General features: G+C 70.2%; 23 protein-coding genes and 1 pseudogene. 19 read left to right on the top strand and 5 right to left on the bottom strand.

The features are described from left to right. Window positions 1–65 precede the first annotated feature (65 nt). The 6 genes from FB559_RS12060 to panD all read left to right on the top strand — a co-directional run bounded on the left by FB559_RS12060 (window position 66) and on the right by panD (window position 6,156). A complete protein-coding gene (locus FB559_RS12060; RefSeq protein ID WP_141955700.1) occupies window positions 66–326 on the top strand; it encodes a chaplin in 261 nt (86 codons plus the stop codon). A gap of 206 nt (window positions 327–532) precedes the next feature. Continuing rightward, window positions 533–1,279: an ABC transporter ATP-binding protein gene (locus tag FB559_RS12055; RefSeq protein WP_141955699.1), complete on the top strand. Its 747-nt coding sequence runs from the start codon at window positions 533–535 to the stop codon at window positions 1,277–1,279. A gap of 1 nt (window position 1,280) precedes the next feature. Continuing rightward, window positions 1,281–3,782 carry an ABC transporter permease gene (locus FB559_RS12050; protein WP_141955698.1) on the top strand — a complete coding sequence of 834 codons (2,502 nt, stop codon included), beginning with the start codon at window positions 1,281–1,283 and terminating at the stop codon, window positions 3,780–3,782. 153 nt (window positions 3,783–3,935) lie between these two features. Next, entirely contained in the window at window positions 3,936–4,853 is a 918-nt protein-coding gene (locus FB559_RS12045) for a Rossmann-like and DUF2520 domain-containing protein (RefSeq protein WP_141955697.1), read from the top strand. Then, complete coding sequence (panC, locus tag FB559_RS12040) at window positions 4,850–5,740, top strand: pantoate--beta-alanine ligase (protein ID WP_141955696.1); 891 nt, start codon at window positions 4,850–4,852, stop codon at window positions 5,738–5,740. The genes FB559_RS12045 and panC overlap by 4 nt, the downstream gene beginning before the upstream one ends. Continuing rightward, window positions 5,740–6,156 (top strand): aspartate 1-decarboxylase, encoded by a 417-nt coding sequence (gene panD, locus FB559_RS12035; RefSeq protein ID WP_141955695.1) that lies wholly within the window; start codon window positions 5,740–5,742, stop codon window positions 6,154–6,156. The genes panC and panD overlap by 1 nt, the downstream gene beginning before the upstream one ends. Window positions 6,157–6,163: 7 nt before the next feature. Here the strand turns inward: panD and FB559_RS12030 are convergent, their stop codons facing one another. Beyond that, a complete protein-coding gene (locus tag FB559_RS12030; protein WP_141955694.1) occupies window positions 6,164–7,219 on the bottom strand; it encodes an NAD(P)H-dependent flavin oxidoreductase in 1,056 nt (351 codons plus the stop codon). A 99-nt stretch (window positions 7,220–7,318) separates the two neighbouring features. Here FB559_RS12030 and FB559_RS12025 point away from each other — a divergent pair, with 99 nt between their 5' ends. The 4 genes and pseudogenes from FB559_RS12025 (at window position 7,319) to lysX (ending at window position 12,895) form a co-directional block, all read left to right on the top strand. After that, window positions 7,319–7,756, top strand: coding sequence for a hypothetical protein (locus FB559_RS12025; RefSeq protein WP_141955693.1), 438 nt, complete (start codon window positions 7,319–7,321; stop codon window positions 7,754–7,756). Window positions 7,757–7,904: 148 nt separating this feature from the next. Continuing rightward, window positions 7,905–10,408: pseudogene (locus FB559_RS12020) on the top strand (L-aspartate oxidase). A 153-nt stretch (window positions 10,409–10,561) separates the two neighbouring features. Then, window positions 10,562–11,356 carry a type III pantothenate kinase gene (locus FB559_RS12010; RefSeq protein WP_141955690.1) on the top strand — a complete coding sequence of 265 codons (795 nt, stop codon included), beginning with the start codon at window positions 10,562–10,564 and terminating at the stop codon, window positions 11,354–11,356. A gap of 51 nt (window positions 11,357–11,407) precedes the next feature. Further along, window positions 11,408–12,895, top strand: coding sequence for a bifunctional lysylphosphatidylglycerol synthetase/lysine--tRNA ligase LysX (lysX, locus tag FB559_RS12005; RefSeq protein ID WP_141955689.1), 1,488 nt, complete (start codon window positions 11,408–11,410; stop codon window positions 12,893–12,895). Between the two features lie 4 nt (window positions 12,896–12,899). Here lysX and FB559_RS12000 read toward each other — a convergent pair whose 3' ends face one another. After that, window positions 12,900–13,550 carry a peptide deformylase gene (locus FB559_RS12000; protein ID WP_141955688.1) on the bottom strand — a complete coding sequence of 217 codons (651 nt, stop codon included), beginning with the start codon at window positions 13,548–13,550 and terminating at the stop codon, window positions 12,900–12,902. Between FB559_RS12000 and FB559_RS11995 the strand changes: the two genes are divergently transcribed. From FB559_RS11995 to FB559_RS11985, 3 genes are all read left to right on the top strand, one after another. Further along, window positions 13,534–14,286, top strand: a complete 753-nt coding sequence (locus tag FB559_RS11995) for an RNA polymerase sigma factor (protein WP_246121534.1) — start codon at window positions 13,534–13,536, stop codon at window positions 14,284–14,286. The genes FB559_RS12000 and FB559_RS11995 overlap by 17 nt on opposite strands. A 110-nt stretch (window positions 14,287–14,396) precedes the next feature. Continuing rightward, the gene (locus FB559_RS11990; protein WP_141955687.1) at window positions 14,397–14,975 is read left to right on the top strand and encodes a hypothetical protein; all 579 of its coding nucleotides are present in this window, start codon (window positions 14,397–14,399) and stop codon (window positions 14,973–14,975) included. Window positions 14,976–15,076: 101 nt separating this feature from the next. Continuing rightward, window positions 15,077–15,631, top strand: coding sequence for a DinB family protein (locus FB559_RS11985; RefSeq protein WP_141955686.1), 555 nt, complete (start codon window positions 15,077–15,079; stop codon window positions 15,629–15,631). A gap of 43 nt (window positions 15,632–15,674) precedes the next feature. On the opposite strand, the gene FB559_RS11980 is transcribed toward FB559_RS11985, so the two are convergent. Both FB559_RS11980 and FB559_RS11975 read right to left on the bottom strand, forming a co-directional pair. Then, window positions 15,675–16,871 carry a cytochrome P450 gene (locus FB559_RS11980; RefSeq protein ID WP_141955685.1) on the bottom strand — a complete coding sequence of 399 codons (1,197 nt, stop codon included), beginning with the start codon at window positions 16,869–16,871 and terminating at the stop codon, window positions 15,675–15,677. An 18-nt stretch (window positions 16,872–16,889) separates the two neighbouring features. Then, the gene (locus FB559_RS11975) at window positions 16,890–17,654 is read right to left on the bottom strand and encodes an IclR family transcriptional regulator (RefSeq protein ID WP_141955684.1); all 765 of its coding nucleotides are present in this window, start codon (window positions 17,652–17,654) and stop codon (window positions 16,890–16,892) included. Window positions 17,655–17,816: 162 nt separating this feature from the next. Here FB559_RS11975 and FB559_RS11970 point away from each other — a divergent pair, with 162 nt between their 5' ends. Then, window positions 17,817–19,043, top strand: coding sequence for an ABC transporter ATP-binding protein (locus FB559_RS11970; RefSeq protein WP_141955683.1), 1,227 nt, complete (start codon window positions 17,817–17,819; stop codon window positions 19,041–19,043). Between the two features lie 157 nt (window positions 19,044–19,200). Here the strand turns inward: FB559_RS11970 and FB559_RS11965 are convergent, their stop codons facing one another. Continuing rightward, window positions 19,201–20,175 carry a LacI family DNA-binding transcriptional regulator gene (locus tag FB559_RS11965; protein ID WP_221639985.1) on the bottom strand — a complete coding sequence of 325 codons (975 nt, stop codon included), beginning with the start codon at window positions 20,173–20,175 and terminating at the stop codon, window positions 19,201–19,203. Window positions 20,176–20,665: 490 nt separating this feature from the next. On the opposite strand from FB559_RS11965, the gene FB559_RS11960 reads away from it, so the two are divergent. The 5 genes from FB559_RS11960 to FB559_RS11945 all read left to right on the top strand — a co-directional run bounded on the left by FB559_RS11960 (window position 20,666) and on the right by FB559_RS11945 (window position 22,613). Continuing rightward, window positions 20,666–20,896 (top strand): LuxR C-terminal-related transcriptional regulator, encoded by a 231-nt coding sequence (locus FB559_RS11960; RefSeq protein ID WP_141955682.1) that lies wholly within the window; start codon window positions 20,666–20,668, stop codon window positions 20,894–20,896. 64 nt (window positions 20,897–20,960) lie between these two features. Next, entirely contained in the window at window positions 20,961–21,476 is a 516-nt protein-coding gene (locus FB559_RS11955; protein WP_141955681.1) for an amino-acid N-acetyltransferase, read from the top strand. Further along, window positions 21,473–21,613, top strand: a complete 141-nt coding sequence (locus FB559_RS43795; RefSeq protein WP_185792158.1) for a hypothetical protein — start codon at window positions 21,473–21,475, stop codon at window positions 21,611–21,613. Before FB559_RS11955 ends, FB559_RS43795 begins: the two co-directional genes overlap by 4 nt. Further along, entirely contained in the window at window positions 21,610–22,116 is a 507-nt protein-coding gene (locus FB559_RS11950) for an RDD family protein (RefSeq protein ID WP_141955680.1), read from the top strand. Before FB559_RS43795 ends, FB559_RS11950 begins: the two co-directional genes overlap by 4 nt. Then, on the top strand, window positions 22,113–22,613 hold the full coding sequence (locus FB559_RS11945) for an RDD family protein (protein WP_141955679.1): 501 nt from the start codon (window positions 22,113–22,115) through the stop codon (window positions 22,611–22,613). Before FB559_RS11950 ends, FB559_RS11945 begins: the two co-directional genes overlap by 4 nt. Window positions 22,614–22,713 lie beyond the last annotated feature (100 nt).

Genomic DNA, 22,713 nt, shown 5'->3' with positions numbered 1-22,713 from the left:
ATAACTACCGTACGTATCGGCCGCCTTACGGGCGGTCGCGAATCTCCATGTACGGGAGGATTCACGTGCTCAAAAAGCTCACCGCGGCCGGCATCGTGGCGGCCGCAGCCTCTGGTGCCCTGCTCCTCGCCACCCCTGCCAACGCCGGCATGGGCGGCGGCAACGGCGGCGTGCTCTCCGGCAACCAGTTCATCGTCCCCGTCTCCATCCCCGTGAACATCTGCGGCAACTCCGTCGCGGTCCTCGGCCTCAGCCGGGCGGGCTGCCGGGGCGGCGCGTCGAGCGGGCAGTACCACCACGGTTACCACCACAACTGGGTCTCATGACCCAGCGCCGGTGACGGCCGGCCGCATCAGGCGACACCCCGAACGACGACCCCCGCACGGCTTACCGTGCGGGGGTTTTCGTCCACCTCAGGTCGCACACGGATCAACGCGAAGAGTGACACACGCCTGGCCGCCAGGCCGATGGCAGGGACCCCGCCCGTCCCTAGCTTTGGTCACGTCCCCGCTCAGTGATCAAGGAGTCATCCGTGACCAGTACCGCGATCAACGCGTCGCCCGCCGTCGCCGCCGGCGAGGTGACCAAGGTGTACGGCTCCGGCGACGCCGCAGTCCACGCCCTCCGCGGCGTCAGCGTCGGTTTCGCCCATGGGGCGTTCACGGCGATCATGGGGCCCTCGGGTTCTGGCAAGTCGACGCTCATGCACTGCCTGGCCGGCCTGGACACGGTTGACGGCGGCTCGGTGAGCCTCGGGCAGGTCGAGCTAACGCGCCTGAACGACCGGCAGCTGACCCAGCTCCGCCGCGACCGCTTCGGCTTCATCTTCCAGTCCTTCAACCTGCTGCCGACGCTCACCGCCGAGCAGAACATCCGGCTCCCGTTGGACCTGGCCGGCCGCCGGCGCGACCAGCTGTGGATGGACAAGGTCGTCGGCGCACTCGGCCTGCGTGACCGGCTGTCGCATCGGCCGAGCGAGCTGTCCGGCGGCCAGCAGCAGCGGGTGGCCTGCGCACGTGCGCTCATCCACCAGCCCGAGGTGATCTTCGCCGACGAGCCGACCGGGAACCTCGACTCACGCTCCGGCGGCGAGGTGCTCGGCTTCCTGCGCTCGTCGGTGCGCGAGATGGGACAGACCATCGTGATGGTCACCCATGACCCGGTGGCGGCCTCATACGCCGACCGGGTGGTGTTCCTGCGCGACGGCCGGATCACCGGCGAGATGTACCGGCCGACGCCGGACTCCGTGCTGGACGCGCTGAAGCGACTGGAGGCCTGAGGTGCTGAAGACGACACTGGCCGGCCTGCGCGCCCATCTGGTGCGACTGGTCCTCACCGCGCTCGCCATCACCCTCGGCGTCGGGTTCGTGTCCGGCACGTTCGTGCTCACCGACACGATGAAGGCCGGCTTCGACCAGCAGTTCACCGCCTCCGCGAACAAGGTCTCCGTGGCGGTACGGGGCAAGGACACCGGGAGTGAGCAGGGCGTACCGGTCGCGCTGCTCACGAGGACCAAGGGTCTGCCCGGCGTCCAGGACGCCCAAGGCCTGGTCCGTGGCACCGCCCCGCTGATCGGAAAGGACGGCAAGGTCTACGGCGACAGCTCCACGCTCGGCCTGTCCATCTCCACCGGAGCCCTGCAGCGCTACCAGCTCAAGGCGGGCCGCCTGCCCACGACGGCCGGCATGGTCGTGCTCGACACCAAGACCGCGCAGCGCTCCGGCTTCAAGGTCGGGGACACCGTCAAGGTGCTCGACCATCAGGACCGGCAGCGGTCGTTCACGGTCTCGGGCCTGATGGACTTCGGCGTCGACCAGGAGATCGCCTATCGCGGCGCGGTCGGCTTCACCGCCGCGGCCGCGACCGAGATGACCGGCGAGCGGGGCTTCACCGAGATCGACGTCAAGGCCGCTCCGGGCACCGCTGACGGGCGGCTGCGCGACGAGGTGGCGTCGGCCGCCGGCGATTCGTACGACGTGTTCACCAGCCACCAGCTCGCCAAGCGGCTGTCCGCCTCATCCGGCGTCTCGGCCGACCAGATCGCGGTGTTCTTCCTGGCGTTCGCGATCGTGGCGCTGTTCGTCTCGGCACTCGTCATCTACAACACCTTCAACATCCTCGTCGCCCAGCGGACGCGCGAGATGGCACTGCTGCGGTGCGTCGGCGCCAGCAAGGCGCAGATCTTCCGTGGCGTGCTGACCGAGTCGCTGATCGTCGGCTTCGTGGCCTCGGCGGCCGGCGTGCTCGTCGGCATCGGCCTCGGCAACGGCGGCGCCGCGCTCTTCGCCTCCATCGACAACTCCCCGGCCGGCCCGGTGACCGTGTCACCCACGCCGATCGTCGCCGGCATGCTGGCCGGCATGGTCATCACGGTCGTCTCCGCCTTGCTGCCCGCACGCGCCGCCACGCGTGTATCGCCGATCGCGGCGCTGCGCAGCCAGCTGGAAGGGCCGGTCACGGGGCGTGCGAGCAGGTTCCGCACGATCATCGGCGGCCTTACCGGGCTCGCCGGGCTGGCGCTCATCGGGCTGGCGCTGATCGAGCCGGCCGGTCAGGGACCGTTCCTGCTCGTGCTGGGCGGCGCGATCCTGACCTTCCTCGGGGTCGTCGCGCTCAGCCCGATCATCGTCCGGCGGCTAAGCCGCGTCGTGGGCTGGCTGCCCGCCCGTTACATGGGCGTGCCCGGGCGGCTGGCCGGGGAGAACGCGGGCCGCAACCCCAAGCGCGCCGCGGTCACGACCATCGCCCTCACGGTGGGCGTCACGCTGATGACGATGTTCTCGGTCGCGCTGGTCTCCATGCAGGCGACGGCGGACTCCAAGCTGAACACCCAGTTCCCTGTGGACTACCAGCTGACCACCGGCAGCGATCGGCCGATCCCGCGCCAGGCCGCCGCCGACCTGCGCACGAAGCCGCAGCTCGCCGACGTCATCGAGGAACGCACGGCCGACGGGCGGCTGTCCGGGCACAAGCTGGACATCGGCGCGGTCACCGACGGCTCCCTGGGGCGTACGGTCAAGCCGAAGCTGGTCGCCGGCTCGATCACCGATCTCCGGCCGGGCACCGTCGCGCTCGCCAAGCGCCAGGCCATGTCCCTCGGCGTCGGGGTCGGGCGGGGGCTGAGCCTGAGCGCGGGCGGCCAGGCGATCCCGCTGAAGGTCGCCGCCATCTTCAGCGACGAGGCCCCGATCCCCTCCGTCGTGATCACGGAGGAGGACTTCGCGCACACCTTCGGAGCGAAGGACGACACGTCGGTCGCCATCATGGCCAAGAAGGGCGTCTCGGCGGATGAGTCCCGCCGGGTGGTGGAGGAGGCCACCAAGGCGTACCCGATGGTCAAGGTGAGCAGTCTCGCCGACATCAAGGCGGAGTTCACCAAGGCGCTCAACCAGATGTTCTTGCTGGTGGGAGCGCTGCTGGGACTGGCGATCATCATCTCGCTGATCGGTATCGCCAACACGCTGACCCTGTCCGTGGTGGAGCGCACCCGGGAGTCGGCCCTCCTGCGCGCCCTCGGCCTGACCAGGCGGGGACTGCGCTGGATGCTCTCGCTGGAGGCCGTGATCATGGCCGTGATCGGCGCGCTGCTGGGCGTCGTGCTCGGCACCGGCTTCGGCTGGGCCGCGCTCGGCTCGATCTTCGACGGAGCCGTCCTGGGCTTCCCGGTGCTGCGCGTTCTCACCTTCGTCGTCGTCGCGGGCCTCGCGGGCCTGCTCGCGGCCGTCATCCCCGGCCGGCGTGCGGCCAAGGCGTCGATCGTGGAGTCGCTCGCGAGCGAGTGAGCGTGGTTTACCGCATGGGGCGGTGTAGGGGAGACAATCTCCCTACGCCGCCCTGCGGCGTGATCGGGGGAATACCGGCTGCGGTGGCGGAACGTTCCCCGAAGGTAGGCTGTGCCGGACCGTCCGGTACCCACGAAGGACTGGAACGAACGAATGAGCGCTTCTGACCAGCGCCCGGGGCGCCTCGCCGTGGGCGTGGTGGGCGCCGGCCGCGTCGGCTCGGCGCTGGGCCGCGCGCTCGGCCTCGCCGGCCACAAGGTCGTGGCCGCCTCCGGGGTGTCCGACGCCTCCCGTGAACGCGCGGGTGACCGGCTGCCCGGTGTCCCGCTGCTGCCGGTGCCCGAGGTCGTGGCCGCCGCCGACCTCGTCCTGCTCACCGTGCCCGATGACGCGCTGCCCTCGCTGGTCAGCGGTCTGATCACCACCGACGTCGACGTGCGGGGCAAGCTCCTCGCGCACACCAGCGGACGGTACGGCGCCGGAGTGCTCGACCCGGCGACGCGGGCGGGCGCCCTGCCGCTCGCGCTGCACCCGGTGATGACCTTCACCGGCCGTCCCGACGACATCGACCGGCTCGCCGGGATCAGCTTCGGCGTCACCTCGCCCGACCCGCTGCGGCCGGTCGCCGAGGCCCTCGTGGTCGAGATGGGCGGCGAGCCCGTCTGGATCCCCGAGGACCGGCGCACGCTCTACCACGCGGCACTGGCGGGCGGCGCCAACCACCTCGTGACCCTCGTGGTCGAGTCGATGGACCTGCTCGGCAGGGTCGGCGTCGACAACCCCGGCCGCATGCTCGGCCCGCTGCTCGGCGCCGCTCTCGACAACGCCCTGCGGCTCGGCGCGAAGGGCCTGACCGGGCCGGTCGCCCGCGGCGACGCGGGCACGGTCGCGGGACACGTCGCCGAGCTGGACCGCGTCTCGCCGGAGGCGCGCGGCGCGTACGTCGCGCTGGCCCGGCTCACCGCCGACCGCGCGCTCGCCGCGGGCCTGCTCAAACCGGACGCCGCGGAACGGCTGCTCGACGTACTCGCCGAGCGGCCCGAGCGGAGTGGCGAAGGGAACCAGCCATGACGCTCGTCATCGCCCGCACCCGTGAGGAACTCCTGTCGGCCCGTTCCTCCTTCGGGACCATCGCGCTCGTGCCCACGATGGGAGCGCTGCACGAGGGGCACCGGTCGCTGATCCGCCGGGCGCGCGGGCTGGCCGGCACCGTCGCGGTGAGCATCTTCGTCAACCCGCTGCAGTTCGGGCCGGGCGAGGACCTCGACCGCTATCCGCGCACGTTCCCCGAGGACCTGGCGATGTGCGCCGAGGAGGGCGTGGGGCTGGTCTTCGCGCCGACCGTGGACGTCATGTACCCCGACGGCCCTCCCGGTGACGGCGACGCCGCCGTGACGGTCAGCTCCGGAGAGATGGGGACGATCGTCGAAGGCGCCACCCGGCCGGGCCACTTCGACGGCGTGCTGACCGTCGTCCTCAAGCTGTTCAACATGGTCAAGCCGGAGATCGCGGTCTTCGGAGAGAAGGACGCCCAGCAGCTCGCGATGATCCGTCGCATGGTCGCCGACCTGAACATCCCGGTATGGGTCGACGGCTGCCCGACCGTACGCGAGAAGGACGGCCTCGCGCTGTCCAGCCGCAACCGCTACCTGTCCCCGCCGGAGCGCGTCACCGCCCTGTCGCTCTCGCTGGCCCTGGGTGTGGGAGCGGTCGCGGCGCCCGACGGGCCGGCCAAGGTCCTGGAGGCCGCGCACGCCATCCTCACCGACGCGACCGAGTCCGACCCGCCACTCGAGCTGGACTACCTGGTCCTCGTCGATCCCACGACGTTCCACGAGGTCGGCGAGGACTACGTGGGCCCGGCCGTGCTGGCCGTCGCGGGCCGTGTGGGCTCCACCCATCTGATCGACAACGTCCACCTGTACCTCGCACCCGTCCCGTCTCCGGAGTCGCCCTGATGTTCCGCACGATGTTCAAGTCGAAGATCCACCGGGCCACCGTGACCCAGGCCGACCTGCACTACGTGGGCTCCATCACCGTCGATGAGGACCTGATGGACGCGGCGGACCTGCTCCCCGGTGAGCAGGTGCAGGTGGTCGACATCGACAACGGCGCGCGGCTGGAGACCTACCTGATCGCCGGCCCGCGCGGCAGCGGCGTGATCGGCCTCAACGGCGCCGCGGCACGGCTCGTCCACCCCGGCGACCTCGTGATCATCATGAGCTACGCGGTCATGACCGACGCGGAGGCCCGCGCGTTCTCGCCCAAGGTCGTGCACGTCGACCGGGGCAACCGGATCATCGGGCTGGGCTCGGACCCGGCCGAGCCGGTCCCGGGCACCGAGACCGTACGCGGCGACGCGCTCCGTACCTGACCGTTCCTCAGGCGAGCAGGGCCGAGGCGTCTCGCCACATCCGGGCGACCACCGCGCCGGCCGGCTCCTCGGTGGCCAGCGCGGCACTTTGCCCGGCCCAGTGGCTCGCCTTGTCCACGCGGCCGGCACCGCCACGCCGCCACTGGTCGACCAGCCGCCGCTGGTCCGGGTAGGGCGCGGGGCGTGGCACGCCGGCCTCGGTCCACGCCGCCAGGTACGGCGTGGGCGCCGCCCGTGCCGGCCGGCCGGTGTAGGCGCGGGTGGTCACGGTGGCCTCCGGAGCCAGCCCGTCCAGTGCCGCCGACCACTCCTTGGTGATGCCCGTCTCCGGGCAGCGCAGCAGCGCGGTACCCACCTGGACCGCGCTGGCCCCGAGCGCGAGCGCGGCCGCCACGCCGCGTCCGTCGGCGATCCCGCCGGCGGCGACCACGGGCACGTCCAGGTGGTCGGCGAACCGCGGGAGCAGGGCGACCAGCCCGACCTGGGTCCGCTCGGCGGCGTCCTGGTCGAAGCCGCCACGGTGACCGCCGGCCTCCATGCCCTGCGCCACGATGGCGTCCGCGCCGGCCTCCTGGGCGGCAAGCGCCTCATCCAGCGTCGTGGCGCAGGCGAACCAGGCGATGCCGTCGGCGTGCAGCCGCCGGACGTAGTCCGGCTCGAACAGCCCCATGATCGAGGAGATCGCCGTCGGGCGGGCGGCCAGCATCGCCTCGCACTGGTCGCGGAACACCGGGGATGATCCGCCGCCGGGCTCACCGGGAGCGCCGAAGCGCCCGAGGAACGCGCGGGCCGCCTCGACCCGGTCCCGGTCCTCGCAAGGGGGGCCGGGCACCCAGATGTTGAGCTGGAAGGCCCCGGACGAGCCGGCACGGAACCGCTCCGCCCACGCGGCGATGCGCTCCGGGTTGTCCCGCACCATGCCGCCGGCGCCCATCCCACCGGCCTCGGCGACCGCGATGGCCAGGCCGGGCGGGCAGGTCCCGGCCATCGGCGCCTGCAGGATCGGCACCCGAAGTCCGTACCGATCGCAGAAGGCTCCCACCCGCTGCCGTATCTCCGTCATCAGGCCTCCTCGTTTCGCGCCTCATCCGGCGGCACGTCACGCTCTCACTGTCAGTCATGCCCGGTGCCATGGGGCGGTACGAGCGGGCATCATGCGCGGATGAGCATCATCATCAAGTTCTTCGTGGCCCCCGATGACACCTCGGCGGCGGCCATCGTCGATCGCGGCCCGACCGGCCTTTTCGAGTCGCTGGACGCCGGCAACTTCGATGCCGCGGAGGCCGTGATCGAGTGGGAGGGCATCTTCACGGGACGAAGCTTCGAGGCGCTCGTCTCGGCCGGTGAGCCGCGTATGGTCGCCGACCCCGGTGAAGATGGCGGCCCAGTGGTCTTCGCCGCCTCGGGTGCGCTTCGAGGGGCGCTGGCCGGTGCCGCGCCGGCCCGTCTCGCCGAGGTCGGCGAGCTGTGGATCCAGGAACGGGCCGAGGAAGGCGAGGTATTCGACCCGGAAATGGTGGGGGATCTCCTGGGCGAGCTGGCGAACCTGGCCCGCACCGCCGCCGGGCGGGGTCACTCCCTGTACTGCTGGATGGCCTAGCGATCCAGCCGTCGCCGCCTTCGCCGGGCATCAAGATCACGATCTGCGACGGGAGCACCAACCGCGCCCCCGGAGGAATCAGGCGCTTGCGCGAGGAGTTAGAGTCAGATTGACGAGAACTCGCCTCCCGCCTTCTCTGGAGGGCTCCATGCTCCCTCGACGTCTCACCGCCCCCGAACCCGGCTGGACCATCGACACCGACATCGTCGTGATCGGATCGGGCATCGCGGGCCTGGTCGCGGCTCTGCGGGCCCGTACGGCCGGGCGGGTCCTCCTCGTCACCAAGGCACTCCTCGACGACGGGTCGACACGCTGGGCGCAGGGGGGCATCGCCGCGGCCCTGCACCCCGGTGACTCTCCCGAGGACCATCTGAACGACACGCTCACCGCCGGGGTCGGCATCTGCGACCCCGAGGCCGTACGCGTGCTCGTCACCGAGGGCCCGGACGCCGTACGCGGCCTGATCGCGCTCGGCACCGACTTCGACCGCGACGGCGACGGTCACCTGGCGCTCACCCGCGAGGGCGGCCATCTGCGCCGCCGCATCGCCCACGCGGGCGGCGACGCCACCGGCGCCGAGATCAGCCGGGCGCTGCTCGCCGCGACCAAGGACGCCGGCATCGAGGTCATCGAGCACGCGCTCGCGCTCGACCTGGTGGTCGCCGGCGGCCGGGCCGCCGGGGTGACGCTGCACGTCATGGGCGAGGGCCAGCGCGACGGAGTCGGCGCCGTACGCGCACGCGCGGTGATCCTCGCCACCGGCGGGCTCGGCCAGGTCTTCGAGGCCACCACGAACCCGGAGGTCTCCACCGGCGATGGACTGGCGCTCGCGCTGCGTGCCGGCGCCGAGATCGCGGACGTGGAGTTCGTGCAGTTCCATCCCACGGTCATGTGGCTCGGCGCGGACGCGCGTGGCCGCCAGCCGCTGATCTCCGAGGCGGTACGCGGCGAGGGCGCGTTCCTCGTCGACGGCGCGGGCGAGCGGTTCATGACCGGCCGGCATCCTCTCGCCGATCTCGCCCCGCGCGACGTCGTCGCCAAGGAGATCATGAAGCGGATGCGGGAGACCGGCGAGCCGTGCGTCTACCTCGACGGACGTAACCTCGGACCGCGCATCTGGGCGCAGCGGTTCCCCACGATCCTGGCCGCCTGCGAGCGGCACGGCATCGACCCGGTCAACGAGCCGATCCCGGTCTTGCCGGCCGCGCACTACGCGAGCGGCGGCGTCCGCACCGATCTGTGGGGGCGCACGTCCCTGCCGGGCCTGTACGCCTGCGGCGAGGCCGCCTGTACGGGCGTGCACGGCGCCAACCGCCTCGCCTCCAACTCCCTGCTCGAAGGGCTCGTGTTCGCCGAGCGAATCGGGCGGGTGCTGACCGCCGACCTCGACGCGGGGGTCCCGGCGCCATCGGGGGCCGCCGGGGCGCCCGCGTCGGCCCTGCTGGACCCGGACGTACGCACCGAGGTGCAGCGGATCATGACCGCCGACTCCGGCGTGCTGCGAAGCGGCCCTGGCCTCGACCGTGCCGCCGCCGCGCTCGCCGCGCTGGCGGACCGCAGGTCGGACCGGCCGTGCACCGAGGCGTGGGAGGCCACGAACCTGCACGGCGTCGCTTCGCTGATCGTGGCGGCGGCGCGGCGGCGCGAGGAGACGCGCGGCAGCCACTGGCGGTCGGACTTCCCCGACGCGTCCGAGGGCTGGCGCGGGCACCTGGTCTCGGTGCAGGACGGCGAGAGTCTCACCACGACGTTCCGCCATGATGATCGGAGAGACGCATGAGAGCCGAATCGGCGACCTGGCTGACCGAGTCCGGGCTCGATCCACAGGCTGTGGAGAACCTCGTCCGTGTCGCGCTCGCCGAGGACGGGGACAGGGACGTCACCAGCGAACCCATCTTCGACGCGGACGCGTGGGCCGGCGCGGACGTGGTGACGCGGCGGCCGGGTGTGGTCGCCGGACTGCCGGTCGCCGCGCTCGTGTTCGAGACGCTGGGGCTCTCGGTGAAGTCCCTCGCCGCCGACGGTGACCGCGTCGCCCCCGGCGACATCCTGCTGTCGGTGGAGGGCCCTCTCCTCGGGCTGCTGCGCGCCGAACGCACCGCCCTGAACTTCCTCACCCACCTGTCCGGCGTCGCCACGCTCACCCGCCGGTGGGCGGACGCGATCGAGGGCACCGGGGCGAAGGTCCGCGACACGCGCAAGACCCTGCCCGGCCTGCGGGCCCTGCAGAAGTACGCGGTCCGCTGCGGCGGCGGCGTCAACCACCGCCTGTCCCTCCAGGACGCGGCGCTGATCAAGGACAACCATGTCGCGGCGGCGGGTTCGGTGACCGCGGCCTTCACCGCCGTACGCGCTCCTGACCTGCACGTTCAGGTCGAGTGCGACACGCTGGAGCAGGTACGCGAGGCGCTGGCGGCCGGGGCCGTCTCGATCCTGCTGGACAACATGAGCATCGCCGAGCTGACCGAGGCCGTACGCCTGACCGAGGGCCGGGCCACGCTGGAGGCCAGCGGTGGCCTGTCGTTGGACGGGGCCCGAGATGTGGCCGAGACCGGAGTCGACTACCTTGCGGTGGGAGCGCTGACGCATTCCGCGGCGGCGCTCGACATCGGCCTTGACCTCTTGGAGCGGCGAGCCGACGAGCGAGCGTAGTGGGCGGTGAGGAACGAGCCGCCCGCGAAGCGAGTGAGGAGGTGAGCGCGACCAAAAATTGGAGCGGCGAGCCGACGAGCGAGCGTAGTGGACGGTGAGCCGCCGCTACGCCAGTGAGACGGCGAGCGCGACCATCAATCCAGCGGGGACCGGATGCTGCTCACGATCGACGTCGGTAATACCCACACCGTGCTCGGCCTGTTCGAAGGCGAAGAGGTCATCGAGCACTGGCGGATCAACACCGACGCCCGGCGTACCGCGGACGAGATCGCCGTGGTGCTCCAGGGGCTCGTGCAGCAGAGCCCGCTCCTCGCCGAGACCGACATCAGCGGTATCGCGCTCTGCTCGACCGTGCCCTCGGTGCTGCACGAGATGCGAGAGATGTGCCGCCGCTACTACGGCGACGTCTCCGCGGTGATCGTCGAACCCGGCGTCAAGACCGGCGTGCCGGTGCGGATGGACAACCCCAAAGAGGTCGGCTCCGACCGCATCATCAACACGCTGGCCACCACGCACATCTACGGCGGCCCGGCGGTCGTGGTCGACTTCGGCACCGCCACGACGTTCGACGCGATCTCCGCGAAGGGTGAGTACGTCGGTGGCGCGATCGCTCCCGGCATCGAGATCGCCGTCGACGCGCTGTCCAAGCGCGGCGCGCAGCTGCACAAGGTGGAGCTCGTGCGCCCCCGCAACGTCATCGGCAAGAGCACGGTCGAGGCCCTGCAGTCGGGCATCATCTTCGGCTTCGCCGGCCAGGTGGACGGCGTCGTCGAGCGGATGTCGGAGGAGCTGGCCGACAACCCCGAAGAGGTCACCGTCGTGGCCACCGGGGGCCTCGCGCCGCTGGTCCTGGACGAGGCCCGCACCATCGACGCGTACGAGCCGTGGCTCACGCTCATCGGCCTGCGGCTGGTCTACGAACGCAACGTCGGCGTCTCGGGTCCCTAACCAGGCGAATCGGTTCGCACGGTGCGTGGGGTGGTCGGTAGCCTTCGGATCGTGAACGAGTCGCATGAAGATCTTCCGGAGCAGCTGCGGATCCGCCGGGAAAAGGTCGACCGCCTGCGTGAGAGCGGAGTGGATCCGTACCCGCTGGGATTCCCGCGTACGACCACGATCGCGCAGGTCCGCGCGGACCACCCCGACCTGGAGCCGGGCACCTCGACCGGCACGAAGGTCGGCGTCACCGGCCGCGTCATGCTGGCTCGCAACACCGGCAAGCTCTGCTTCGCGACGATCCGTGACGGCAGCGGCGACATCCAGATCATGCTGTCCCTCGCCAACGTCGGTGAGGAAGCGCTGGAGTCGTGGAAGCGCGACATCGACCTGGGCGACCAGGTCGGCGTCGAGGGTGAGGTCATCACCTCCAAGCGCGGCGAGCTGTCGGTCATGGCGGACCGGTTCGCGCTCACCTCGAAGTGCCTCCGTCCCCTCCCGGAGAAGCACGCCGGGCTGACCGACCCCGAGCAGCGCGTACGCCTGCGGTACGTCGACCTGATCGTCAACGACGAGGCCCGGCGCATGGCCCACCTGCGCAGCGACACCATCCGGGCGATCCGGGAGTACATGAACGCCCGGCACTACCTCGAGGTCGAGACCCCGATGCTGCAGCCCATCCACGGTGGGGCCGCGGCACGTCCGTTCGTGACGCACATCAACGCGTACGACATGGACATGTATCTGCGGATCGCGATCGAGCTGTACCTCAAGCGGCTCGTCGTCGGCGGCATCGAGAAGGTCTACGAGATCAACCGCAACTTCCGCAACGAGGGCGCCGACTCCTCCCACAACCCCGAGTTCACCATGCTCGAGGCGTACGAGGCGTACGGCGACTACGACACGATCGCCACGCTGACCCGGGAGATCTACCAGGCCGCGGTCACCGCGGCCCTCGGCTCGACGGTCGTCGTGCACGACGGCCAGGAGATCGACCTGGGCGGCTCGGACTGGCCGAAGGTCACGCTGTACGACGCGGTGTCCGCCGCGGTCGGCGAGGAGCTGACCACCGAGACGCCGATCGAGCAGGTCCGCAAGCTGTTCGACCTGCGCGGCCTGGAGCACAACCCGGCATGGGGGCAGGGCCGCCTCGTGCAGGAACTGTTCGAGGAGCTGGTCGAACACACCCTGGTCCAGCCGACGTTCGTGCGCGACTATCCGCTGGAGACCTCACCACTCGCCCGTACGCATCGCGACAACCCGCTGTTGACCGAAAAGTGGGACCTCATCGGCTTCGGCACCGAGCTCGGCACCGGCTACTCCGAGCTGATCGACCCGATCGAGCAGCGCCGGCGCCTGACCGAGCAGTCCCTGCTGGCGGCAGGCGGCGACCCCGAGGCGATGCAGCTGGACGAGGACTTCCTGCGGGCGCTGGAGTACGCCATGCCCCCGACGGGCGGCGTCGGCATCGGCATCGACCGTATGATCATGGCTTTCACCGGCAAGAACATCCGCGAGACGATCCTGTTCCCGCTGGTCAAGCCTGAGTAAGCGGTCATCGAGCGGGTTCCTCCGGGGGGAGGGAGAAGCCGAGGGCCCTCGCGGCGGCGGAGGGCCTCGGCTGGTTCCACCGCTCGATCACGTGCTCGCTGGTGGACAGGGAGCGCAGCTCGGCGCGGTCGAGGTAGATGGTTCCGTTGAGGTGGTCGGTCTCGTGCTGGACGATCCTGGCCGGCCAACCGGCGAACTCCTCGCTGAGCTCCCGGCCGGTCTCGTCCTGTCCCCACAGCCGTACGCGCTCGGGCCGGGCGACCACGGCATGCCAGCCGGGGACGCTCAGGCATCCCTCGTAGAAGCCGACGCGGGTGCCGTCGACGGGCTCGTAGCGAGGGTTGAGCAGCACCCGGAACGGCTGCGGGACCCGGCCCATGGCCTCGCGTGCCTCTTCCGAGCCCGTGGCGGGGTCCTCGATCACGGCGATGCGCAGCGGGACGCCGACCTGCGGGCCGGCCAGGCCCACGCCGGGCGCCGCGTGCATGGTCTCCTTCATCGCCTCGATCAGGGCTTTCAGCTGGTCTTCGCTCAACTGCCCGTCGTAGGGCTCGGCGGGACGCCGCAAGACGGGATCGCCGGCGGAGACGATCGGCAACGGGTGAGGCCCGGACAGTAGTGAGTCGACGAGGTCCGGAATGGTCGTGATCGGCATAAGCCCACCTTGTCGGGACGGTCACCGCATTTTCAACCCCGCCGGCTGTGCCGCCGAGAAGCGGGCATCGTGTGACGCGTGTCACGCAACAGGTATGCGCGAACGGACAGGTACGCACGTGGAGCAATCATTGCGTGCGAGAGTGCGGGCCGGGGATCGGGCTGCCTTCGAGCAGATCTTCGTTGAGTACTCCAAGGTCGTCTATCGGTATGCCGTTCGATTGACCGGAGACTGGTCCGAAGCCGAGGACGTGGTGTCGCTGACCTTTTTGGAGGCGTGGCGCCTACGGAAGAAAGTCCATCCCGAGGGTGAAAGCCTCCAGCCGTGGCTGCTGGGCATCGCCACGAACGTGTTACGCAACAGGCGGCGGAAGGCCCGTCGGCACCGGGACGCGCTGACGCGCTTGCCGCGTACGGAGTCCGTGCCGGACTTCGCCGACGAGCTTCTGGCCCGGATCGTCGATACCGAGCGGCTGTCCACCACTCGAGCCGCGCTGTTGCGGCTCAGCCCGGCCGAACGCGAGGTGTTCGTCCTGTACGTGTGGGAGGGGCTCTCCCATGCGGCGGTGGCGGAGGCGCTGGGCGTGCGGCCCGGGACGGTACGGGCGCGGCTGTCACGGGCCCGCGGCCGGCTGCGGAAGCTCACCGAAGACGAACGGCAACACGAATCGGGCAGCGGACAGGTACCCGGTAACCGCGGATTCGCGGCCCGGTCGATCGAGGAGAAGAAAAGGTGAACGCCATCCCTTCGCATGAGTCAGACCGCGCGGAGCTTGCCGGGCTGCTGCCGGCACCGGCGTATCCAGACCTTCCCGCCGACCGGCAACTGCTAATGAAGGACGACCTGATGAGCCATCTGCAGGACCGCTCCCCGCTCCTCACCCGCAAGCGCGTCGCCATCGGACTGGCCGCCCCGCTCGCGCTGGCCGCCACCGTGGCCGTCGTCGTATCCGGGACGTCGAACGGATCCCCGGCAGCGCCGCCCGTGGCGTCATCCGGCCGAGCGACGCCCCCTTCACGAATCGTCAACGCGGCCTACACACTCGACGTCCAGTGGGGCGACAAAATCAGGGTCACCATCCATCGAGCCGGAGGCGCCAGAGTCGACGACGCACAGCTCAAGAAGGATCTGACCCGGCTGGGCGTCAACGCACACGTGACCCGGACCCTGCCCCGCTGCAAGGCGAAGGCGAGCACCCTCATGATGGAAACCGCCACTACCGACGGTCACGGCAATTTCGTGCACACGTTCGTGCGTAGCTCTCTCAAGGTCGTATCCCAGACCATCTTCTTCCCCACGACCACCCACGTGATCAAGGAGCACGGCAGGACCGTCATCGTCAACAGCACGAAGGGCGACTACCTCACCGTCTACCTGGGTTCCAGGACCCCGCCCACCTGCCTCATCCACATCCCCGCCAAATAGCGGACCACGGTCTGGGGAGGGTCCCTGCCAGGTCTTCCCCAGACCGCCTGGGCGCCGGTAAATCCGTGGAGGTTCTGCGTGGCGCGGGCCATGATTCTGGCATGAGCGGTGCGGGCAGACGAGCGGACATGTTCCTGGGCTACGAGGACGACCCCCGCGAGGGCGGGCCGTCGCTCGGAGACGAGCGGGCCACGCTCGCGGAGTTCCTCCGCTGCCAGCGGCTCACGCTGGAGCTGAAGTGCTCCGGTCTCGACGCCGAGGCGATGGCCCGGCGGTCCGTGGAACCCTCGACGATGTCGCTGCTGGGGCTGGTACGCCACATGGCCGAGGTGGAGCGCGACTGGTTCCGACGGACCATGGCCGGGCAGGACGTGCCGAGCCTCTACCGTTCCGAGTCCGCACCCGACGGCGACTTCGACGGCGCCGTGCCCGACCCGAAGGCCGTCGCGGAGGCGTGGGAGACGTGGCGGGCCGAGTGCGCGTTCGCGGATCGGTTCGCGGCCGAGGCCCTCGACCTCGACATCACCGGTAACCACCAGGACGAGGCGGAGGTCTCACTCCGCGAGCTGCTGGTGCACATGATCGAGGAGTACGCCCGCCACAACGGCCACGCCGACCTCCTACGCGAACGAATCGACGGCCGAATCGGTCAGTAGCTCACCGGCCCGGCCGGCTGCCTCGGATCGGCCGCTCGAACGCTCACGCCAGGCGTACGGGCAGCTCCGCCAGGCCCCGGAGGATCAGGTTGTCCTTGTACCGGAGTTCTCCGGGTGCCGGGGAGATCCCGCGTCGCACGAGTGCGCTGAGCGCGACCTGGCCCTCGATGCGGGCGAGCGGCGCGCCAAGGCAGAAGTGAATGCCTTGGCCGAACGCCAGATGCCGGGGCGCCTCGGTCACCCAGCGGGTCAGGTCGAGGCGCTCGGGGTCGGTGAAGACGTCGGGGTCCCGGTTCGCCGCGCCGAGCAGCAACATCACTCCTTCGCCCTTACGGATCGACTGCCCGGCGAGCTCGGCGTCCTCCAGCGCGACGCGAGCGCTGAGCTGGACCGGCGGGTCGTACCGCAGGAGCTCCTCCACGGCGGCGGTCGCCGAGTCGAGGTTGCCGCGGAACCACGCGAGCTGGTCCGGGGACCGCAGCAGCGCGAGGGTGCCGTTCGCGATCAGGTTGACGGTCGTCTCGTGGCCGGCGACGAGCAGCAGGATGCAGGTGGCGATCAGGTCGCCCTCGGAGAGTTCGTCGATGGCGACCAGCCCGCTGAGCAGGTCGTCGCCCGGTGACGAGCGGCGCCGGTCGGCCAGCTCACGGAAGTAGGCGCCGAACTCCTCCCGCGCACGGTCGCGCCGAGCGAGCTCCTCGGCCGGGACCAGGAAGTCCGGGTCGAGGCCGCGGGCGAGCGCCTCGGACCACCCCTTGAAGCGCTCCTCGTCCTCCGGGGGCACCCCGAGCAGCTCGCTGATGACGATGACGGGCAGCGGATGGGCCAGCGAGGAGATCAGGTCGACCTCGCCGTGCGTCTGCCCGAGGAGTTCGTCCACGATGGCCGCCACGCGGGGGCGCAGGCGTTCGATCAGGCGTGCGGTGAAGGCGCGGCTGACCAGCCGGCGCAGCCGTGTGTGCTCGGGCGGGTCGAGGACGAGGAAGGACCGTACGCGGCGGGGGAGCCTGCGTGGCCCCGCGTCCTCGCCCAGCGTGCTGTCGCCGTGGCCGAACCTCGGGTCGCGCAGGATCCGCGCGCACATCTCGAAGGACGGCGAGAGCCAGAGGCCGGCCGGCGTACGTTGCAACGGGCCGCCGGACCGCAGCTCGCGGTAGTGGGCGTAAGGGTCGGTATGGAACTCCGGGGCGAAAGGGTCGAAGCCGAGAATGCCGCGTACGTCCACCTGCGAATCAGCCATAGACCCGTCATACCCGCATCAATGCAGCAAATGGTGTGCGGAGTACTCGATCCGCTCGCGTGCCCGCATCAGCAGCGCCGGGATTTCCCGCTCGGAGGATCCGGTCAGCCGCGTGACCGGGATCGACACGCTGAGAGCGTCGCGAGCCGGGCGCTGCAACCGCAACACCACGCCGAAGCAGCAGATGCCGGAACTGTTCTCCTCACGGTCGACGGCGTAGCCGCGTTCGCGCACACCGCGCAGCTCCTCGGCGAGCGAGGCGTGGTCGGTGATGGTGTGCTCGGTCTGCCGCTCGAGCTCGGCGGGCAGCACCGGGTCACTACGGTCGGCCAGGAGCGCCTTGCCCAGGGCGGTGCTGTACACGGGCATCCGGCGCCCGACGCGTACGACCGGCCGCAGATCGTGCCGTGACGGCCGGGAGGACAGGTCGACCACGTCGAAGTCGTCGAGCCGGCCGAAGTGCACGGTCTCGCCGGTGGCCTCGGCGAGCCATTCGAGCGTCTCGTGGGCCATGCCGACGACCGGGTCGCCGTCGATGTAGGAGGCGCCGACGAGCAGAGCCCGCATCCCGATGCGGTAAAGAGTGCCGGTCGGGTCGGTCTCCACCCAGCCGAGCTGCACGAGCGTGCGCAGCAGGGCGTACAAACTGCTCTTGGGGTAGCCCAGCTCCTGCTGGATCGCCGTGAGGCTGTACATGCCGCCTTGGCGGGCGAAGAAATCGAGCAGCGCGACGGTGCGCATCGCGGACTTCACGCCCGGCCCGGTCGTGTCGGATGGATCCATCCCAGCCCTTCTCAAGCATCGGCTCATCGCCGTTGCCCACAGGAGATCCGGCGACCATGCCGGAGCCGGACCACAGCCTAGTCCGATTCAGATCTGTTCAGATATGCGAACAGTGGCTATGGTTGTGGACACTTTGTGGCAACACCCATCGGAGGAACCCCCATGGCCCAGATCTTTCTTGATCAGGTCGACAAGGCGTACGGGAACGACGTCAAGGCGGTGAACAACCTGAGTCTGGAGATCGCGGACGGGGAGTTCATGGTGCTGGTCGGCCCGTCCGGCTGCGGAAAGTCCACCGCCCTGCGCATGATCGCGGGCCTTGAGGACATCACCGGCGGAGAGATCTCCATCGGCGACCGGGTCGTCAACGACCTCGCGCCGAAGGACCGCGACATCGCGATGGTCTTCCAGAACTACGCGCTCTACCCGCACATGACGGTCGAGCAGAACCTCGCCTTCGGCCTCCAGCTCCGCGGCACCTCCAAGGCCGAGATCAAGAAGCGCGTCGGCGACGCCGCCAAGATGCTGGGCCTGGAGCAGTACCTCAAGCGCAAGCCCGCCGCCCTCTCCGGTGGCCAGCGGCAGCGTGTCGCGATGGGCCGCGCGATCGTCCGCGAGCCGCAGGCGTTCCTGATGGACGAGCCGCTGTCGAACCTGGACGCCAAGCTCCGCGTCTCCATGCGCGCCTCGCTCAACCAGCTGCACGAGCGCCTCGGCGTCACGACCGTCTACGTCACGCACGACCAGGTCGAGGCCATGACCCTCGGCGACCGCGTCTGCGTGCTCCGCGAAGGCATCCTGCAGCAGGTCGACACCCCGACGAACCTGTTCGACAACCCGGTGAACCTCTTCGTCGCCGGCTTCATCGGTTCGCCCGCGATGAACTTCGTCAACGCCGAGCTCGTACGCGACGGTGCCGCGACGCGTGTGACGTTCGCGGGCTATGACCTGACGGTGCCCGCCGAGGTGTTCCAGAACAAGCCCGGCCTGGACGACTACGTCGGCCGCCCGGTCATCCTCGGCGTCCGCCCCTCCGACTTCGAGGACGCCGGCCACGGCGGCAAGGACTGGCCGGTCATCTCGGTCAACGCCGATGTCACCGAGCAGCTCGGCAGCGAGATCAACGTCATCTTCGCGATCGACGCGCCGCCGGTGGAGCACAAGGACACCGCCGACCTCGCCCAGGACGCGGACGAGGACGACGCCGCGATCCCGCTGGCCGACAACAAGGCCCTGTGGACCGCCCGCGTCAACGCGCGTTCGGGCGTACGGCCGGGCCAGGCACTGGAGCTCGCCGTCGACACCAGCCGTCTGCACTTCTTCGACCCCGAGAGCGGCCTGGCCATCGGCCACCCCGAGGCCGCCGTGGTCGAGTCCGTCGACGCCTGATCGTTTTTCAACGAGGGGCGGCCCATCGGGCCGCCCCTCAGCCATGTCCGCCCCCCATCGGCTCCGTCACACCTTCGCCACCCGCCCGCACCGGGTCAACTGAGTCCTCGTCGCCGGTACCTCCTGGCAGGGGGGTACGCGACGCGATTCGAGTTGTTCAGGCCGACTCGCGGACGACCAGGGACGGGGTGAGGACGAGCCGTCGATGCTCGTGCTGGGCGCCCGCACCGGCCTCGGCGACCGCCAGCTCGGCGGCGGTCCAGCCGAGCTCGTGCCGCGGCTGACGCACGGTCGTGAGGGGCACCACCGACGTGCCGGCGAGCTCGATGTCGTCGTAGCCGACCACGCGGATCTCGCCGGGCACCTTGACGCCGGCCCGCAACAGCTCGTTGACCAGGCCGATGGCGAGCAGGTCGTTGGTGCAGAAGACGCCCGTCGGCAGCGGGTCGAGCTCGAGCAGCCGCCGCGCCGCCTCCTTGCCCTCGGTGGGCGTCGAGTCGGAGCGGATGAGCGTCGGCATCTCCTGCTCGGACAGTCCCGCACGGCGTCCGGCGGCCATGGCACCCGTGTAGCGGTCCTTGATGGGTTCTTGCAGCAGCGGTCCGGTGACGATCGCGATCCGGGGGTGGTGCCGGTCGAGGAGATGCTGGAGTGCGATCTCACCACCGGTGACGTGGTCCACACGGGTGGAGCAGGCCCCGGCGTATTCGCGCCGGTCGAGCACCACCACGGACAGGCCGCGATCCTGCATTTCCGCGATACGTTCGGAATTGAGGTCGACCGGCGTGATGACCACGCCGGTGACGCGTTGTTCCTCCAGAAAATCGAGGCAACGGCGTTCTTTGGCCGCCGAGCCGTCGCTGGTGCACCACAGCGCGTCGAACCCATCGGTGTTCATCGCCGCCTCGGCACCGCGGGCGAGGTCGGTGAAGTACGGGTTGGCGAGGTTCTCGAGGACGACTCCGAGCGTGCGGCTGCGGCCCTGACGGAGCTGCCGGGCGCTCTCGTTGCGCACGAAACCTAGCTCGCCGATGACCGCGCGTACGCGCTCACGGGTAGCTTCGGCCACCAGGTTTGGCCGGTTTAGGACATTCGAAACTGTCCCAACGGAGACACCTGCACGGTTCGCCACATCGCGGATGCTGATGGGCGGCACGCTGTCTCCCTCTCCGGTGACGCGGTTTTCGCAGGTTAATGGCGGCGAAGAACTGTTTCCGATGTGTTATGTAGCGGCGAGTTCTGACGCGGCTACTCGTCGTAACATTTGAACGCTTGACGGTCCGGATCCGGCCGCCTAGCGTTCCGGATCGAAGCGTAGCTTGAAACGATTCACGATCTCTGCCGGGATCGTTATTCGAAGGGATGGGGGCGTGAGGCGCACCGATGACCCCTCCCGAGTTCGCTGATTCCGGCCCCGGTCGTAGAACCGGGACGTTTCCTCGCGCACTCGGGGTGACGTCCCTCCTCGCATCCTCAACGTACGAATCGTTACTGGAGTTCCCGCGCCGCGCAGCCGAATCAGCACAGGCGGCCACCTCCGGTCAAGCGCGCAAGGCCTACCCGTGCCCATGCGGCTCCCCGCCGCATCCCCGTAGTCATCACCAGGGACGAGGGAGGACGGAGTGGAACAGGCCACACTGACACGCCGTGGCACCGACGATCCGCGACTGAGCGAGGACGAACTCCGGTTGCTCGCGCAGATCGCCACCGGTGTCACCGCAGATGTGGCAGCGCGGAAACTCGAACTCAGCGCGCGGACGCTACGGAGGCGACTGCGATCGATATGTGACCGACTCAACGTGAACACCCCCATCGAGGCCGTCGTGTGGGCGGCACGACGCCAGTTGATCTGACGACGCGGGACCACGGCCGCCCGCGACCCCCTACCAAGCGGGCGGCGGCTAGGGTCACCTGTTTGTGGAGACAGAGATCCGGCGCGCCCGCGCAACGGACGTCAGAGCGATCCGCCGGTTGGTCGACCTGTACGCCGGCCCGGGCCGGCTGCTGGCGAAGCCGACCGTGACCCTGTTCGAGGACGTCCAGGAGTTCTGGGTCGCGGAGGATCGCGAGACCGGTGTCGTGGTGGGGTGTGGCGCGCTGCACGTGATGTGGGAGGACCTGGCCGAGGTCCGTACGGTCGCCGTCGACACCGAGTGCCGTGGCCACGGCGTCGGGCACCACATCGTCACGCGTCTCCTGGACACGGCGCGCGAGCTCGGCGTACGACGCGTCTTCTGCCTCACCTTCGAGGTGACCTTCTTCTCCCGGCACGGCTTCCGTCGTCTGCAGGGCAGCCCGGTGGCCCCCGAGGTGTACGAGGAGCTGCTGCGCTCCTATGACGACGGTGTGGCGGAGTTCCTGGACCTGGACCGGGTGAAGCCGAACACCCTGGGGAACACCCGGATGCTGCTCCATCTGGAAGGTGACCGATGAGTCACGACGACGAGCCGGTCGCCTTTCGCGTCCCCGCCCTGTCCGGAATGCGGGCGGCGGTCCCCGTCCTTCGCGGTGGTGGTGTGGAGTCACCCGACCCGGGCCGGGCGTCACTGCGCGCGGGAGGCGGACGATGAGCCACTACGACGAGCCGGTCGCGGAGCTGCCCCTCGCCTCGATCTCCCGCCGGGCCGGCGCCCGCGTCATCGACGCCGGCCTGCTCGGCATCGTGGGCTTCGCCCTCATCCTGCCCTTCATGATCGCCGCGGTCGGTCTCCCCGAGCCGGGCAGCCACGGCAAGGACACCTCGGTCTGGTCGGGCCCGGCGGTGTTCGGCTGGATCCTGGTGGTGGCGATCCTGCCGTTCGCGTACGAGGCGGTGCAGCTCGCGACGTGGGGGCAGACGCTGGGCAAGCGCATCGTGGGCCTGCGGGTCCTCTCCGAGAGCGGCGCACCGATGACCCCCGTTCAGGCCGTCGGGCGTGCGGCCGTGAACAACGTGCTCTACCTTTTCGGTTGCGGTGTCGGCACGGTCATGGCCTATCTGTGGGCGATCTGGGACGAACCGCTGCACCAGGCCCTCCACGACCGGCTGGCGAGTACGGTCGTGGTCGACGACCGGGAGTATGAGGACCAATGACGGACGAGGCCGTGACCGCACTCGCGGAGCCATCGCAGCGTCTCGTGGCCCGCCTGGTGGACACGCTCATCGTCGGGGTCCCACTGGCGACGGCCGCCACCGCGATCTTCTCCCGTGAGACCGCCCAGACCGTGGTCGCGCCCGTCGCCTTCGCCGCGGTGTACCTGGTGTACGAAGCGGTGCAGCTGGCGATCTGGGGGCGTACGGTCGGCAAGCGCCTGACCGGTCTCCGCGTGGTCTCCGCGGACGGCGGACCGCTGCGTGTCCCACAGGCACTCGTACGCTCGGCGATCTACGCCGTGCCGCCGGCCGCACGGCCGATACCCGTACTGAACGTGCTGGCCGGCATCTTCTGGCTCGCCGAGATCGGCCTGATCTTCGAGGGAGACCTCCACCAGGCCCTGCACGACCGCGCCGCGGGGACCCTGGTGATCGACGTACGCTCCCGCCCGGAGCCGGTCGCCGAGCCGGAGGACATCCCGCTGTCCGACGTATAGGGCCTGTTCATAGGGCGGCCACGGCTCATCCGATCTGGTCATGCGGGCCGAAGGCCATGCCCTTACCGTTCCGGGTCACCGGCCTCCCCGCACGTGACGA

Source organism: Actinoallomurus bryophytorum (assembly GCF_006716425.1).
GTDB classification, from domain to species: Bacteria; Actinomycetota; Actinomycetes; order Streptosporangiales; family Streptosporangiaceae; genus Actinoallomurus; species Actinoallomurus bryophytorum.
This window is presented reverse-complemented; position numbering and strand designations above follow the sequence as displayed.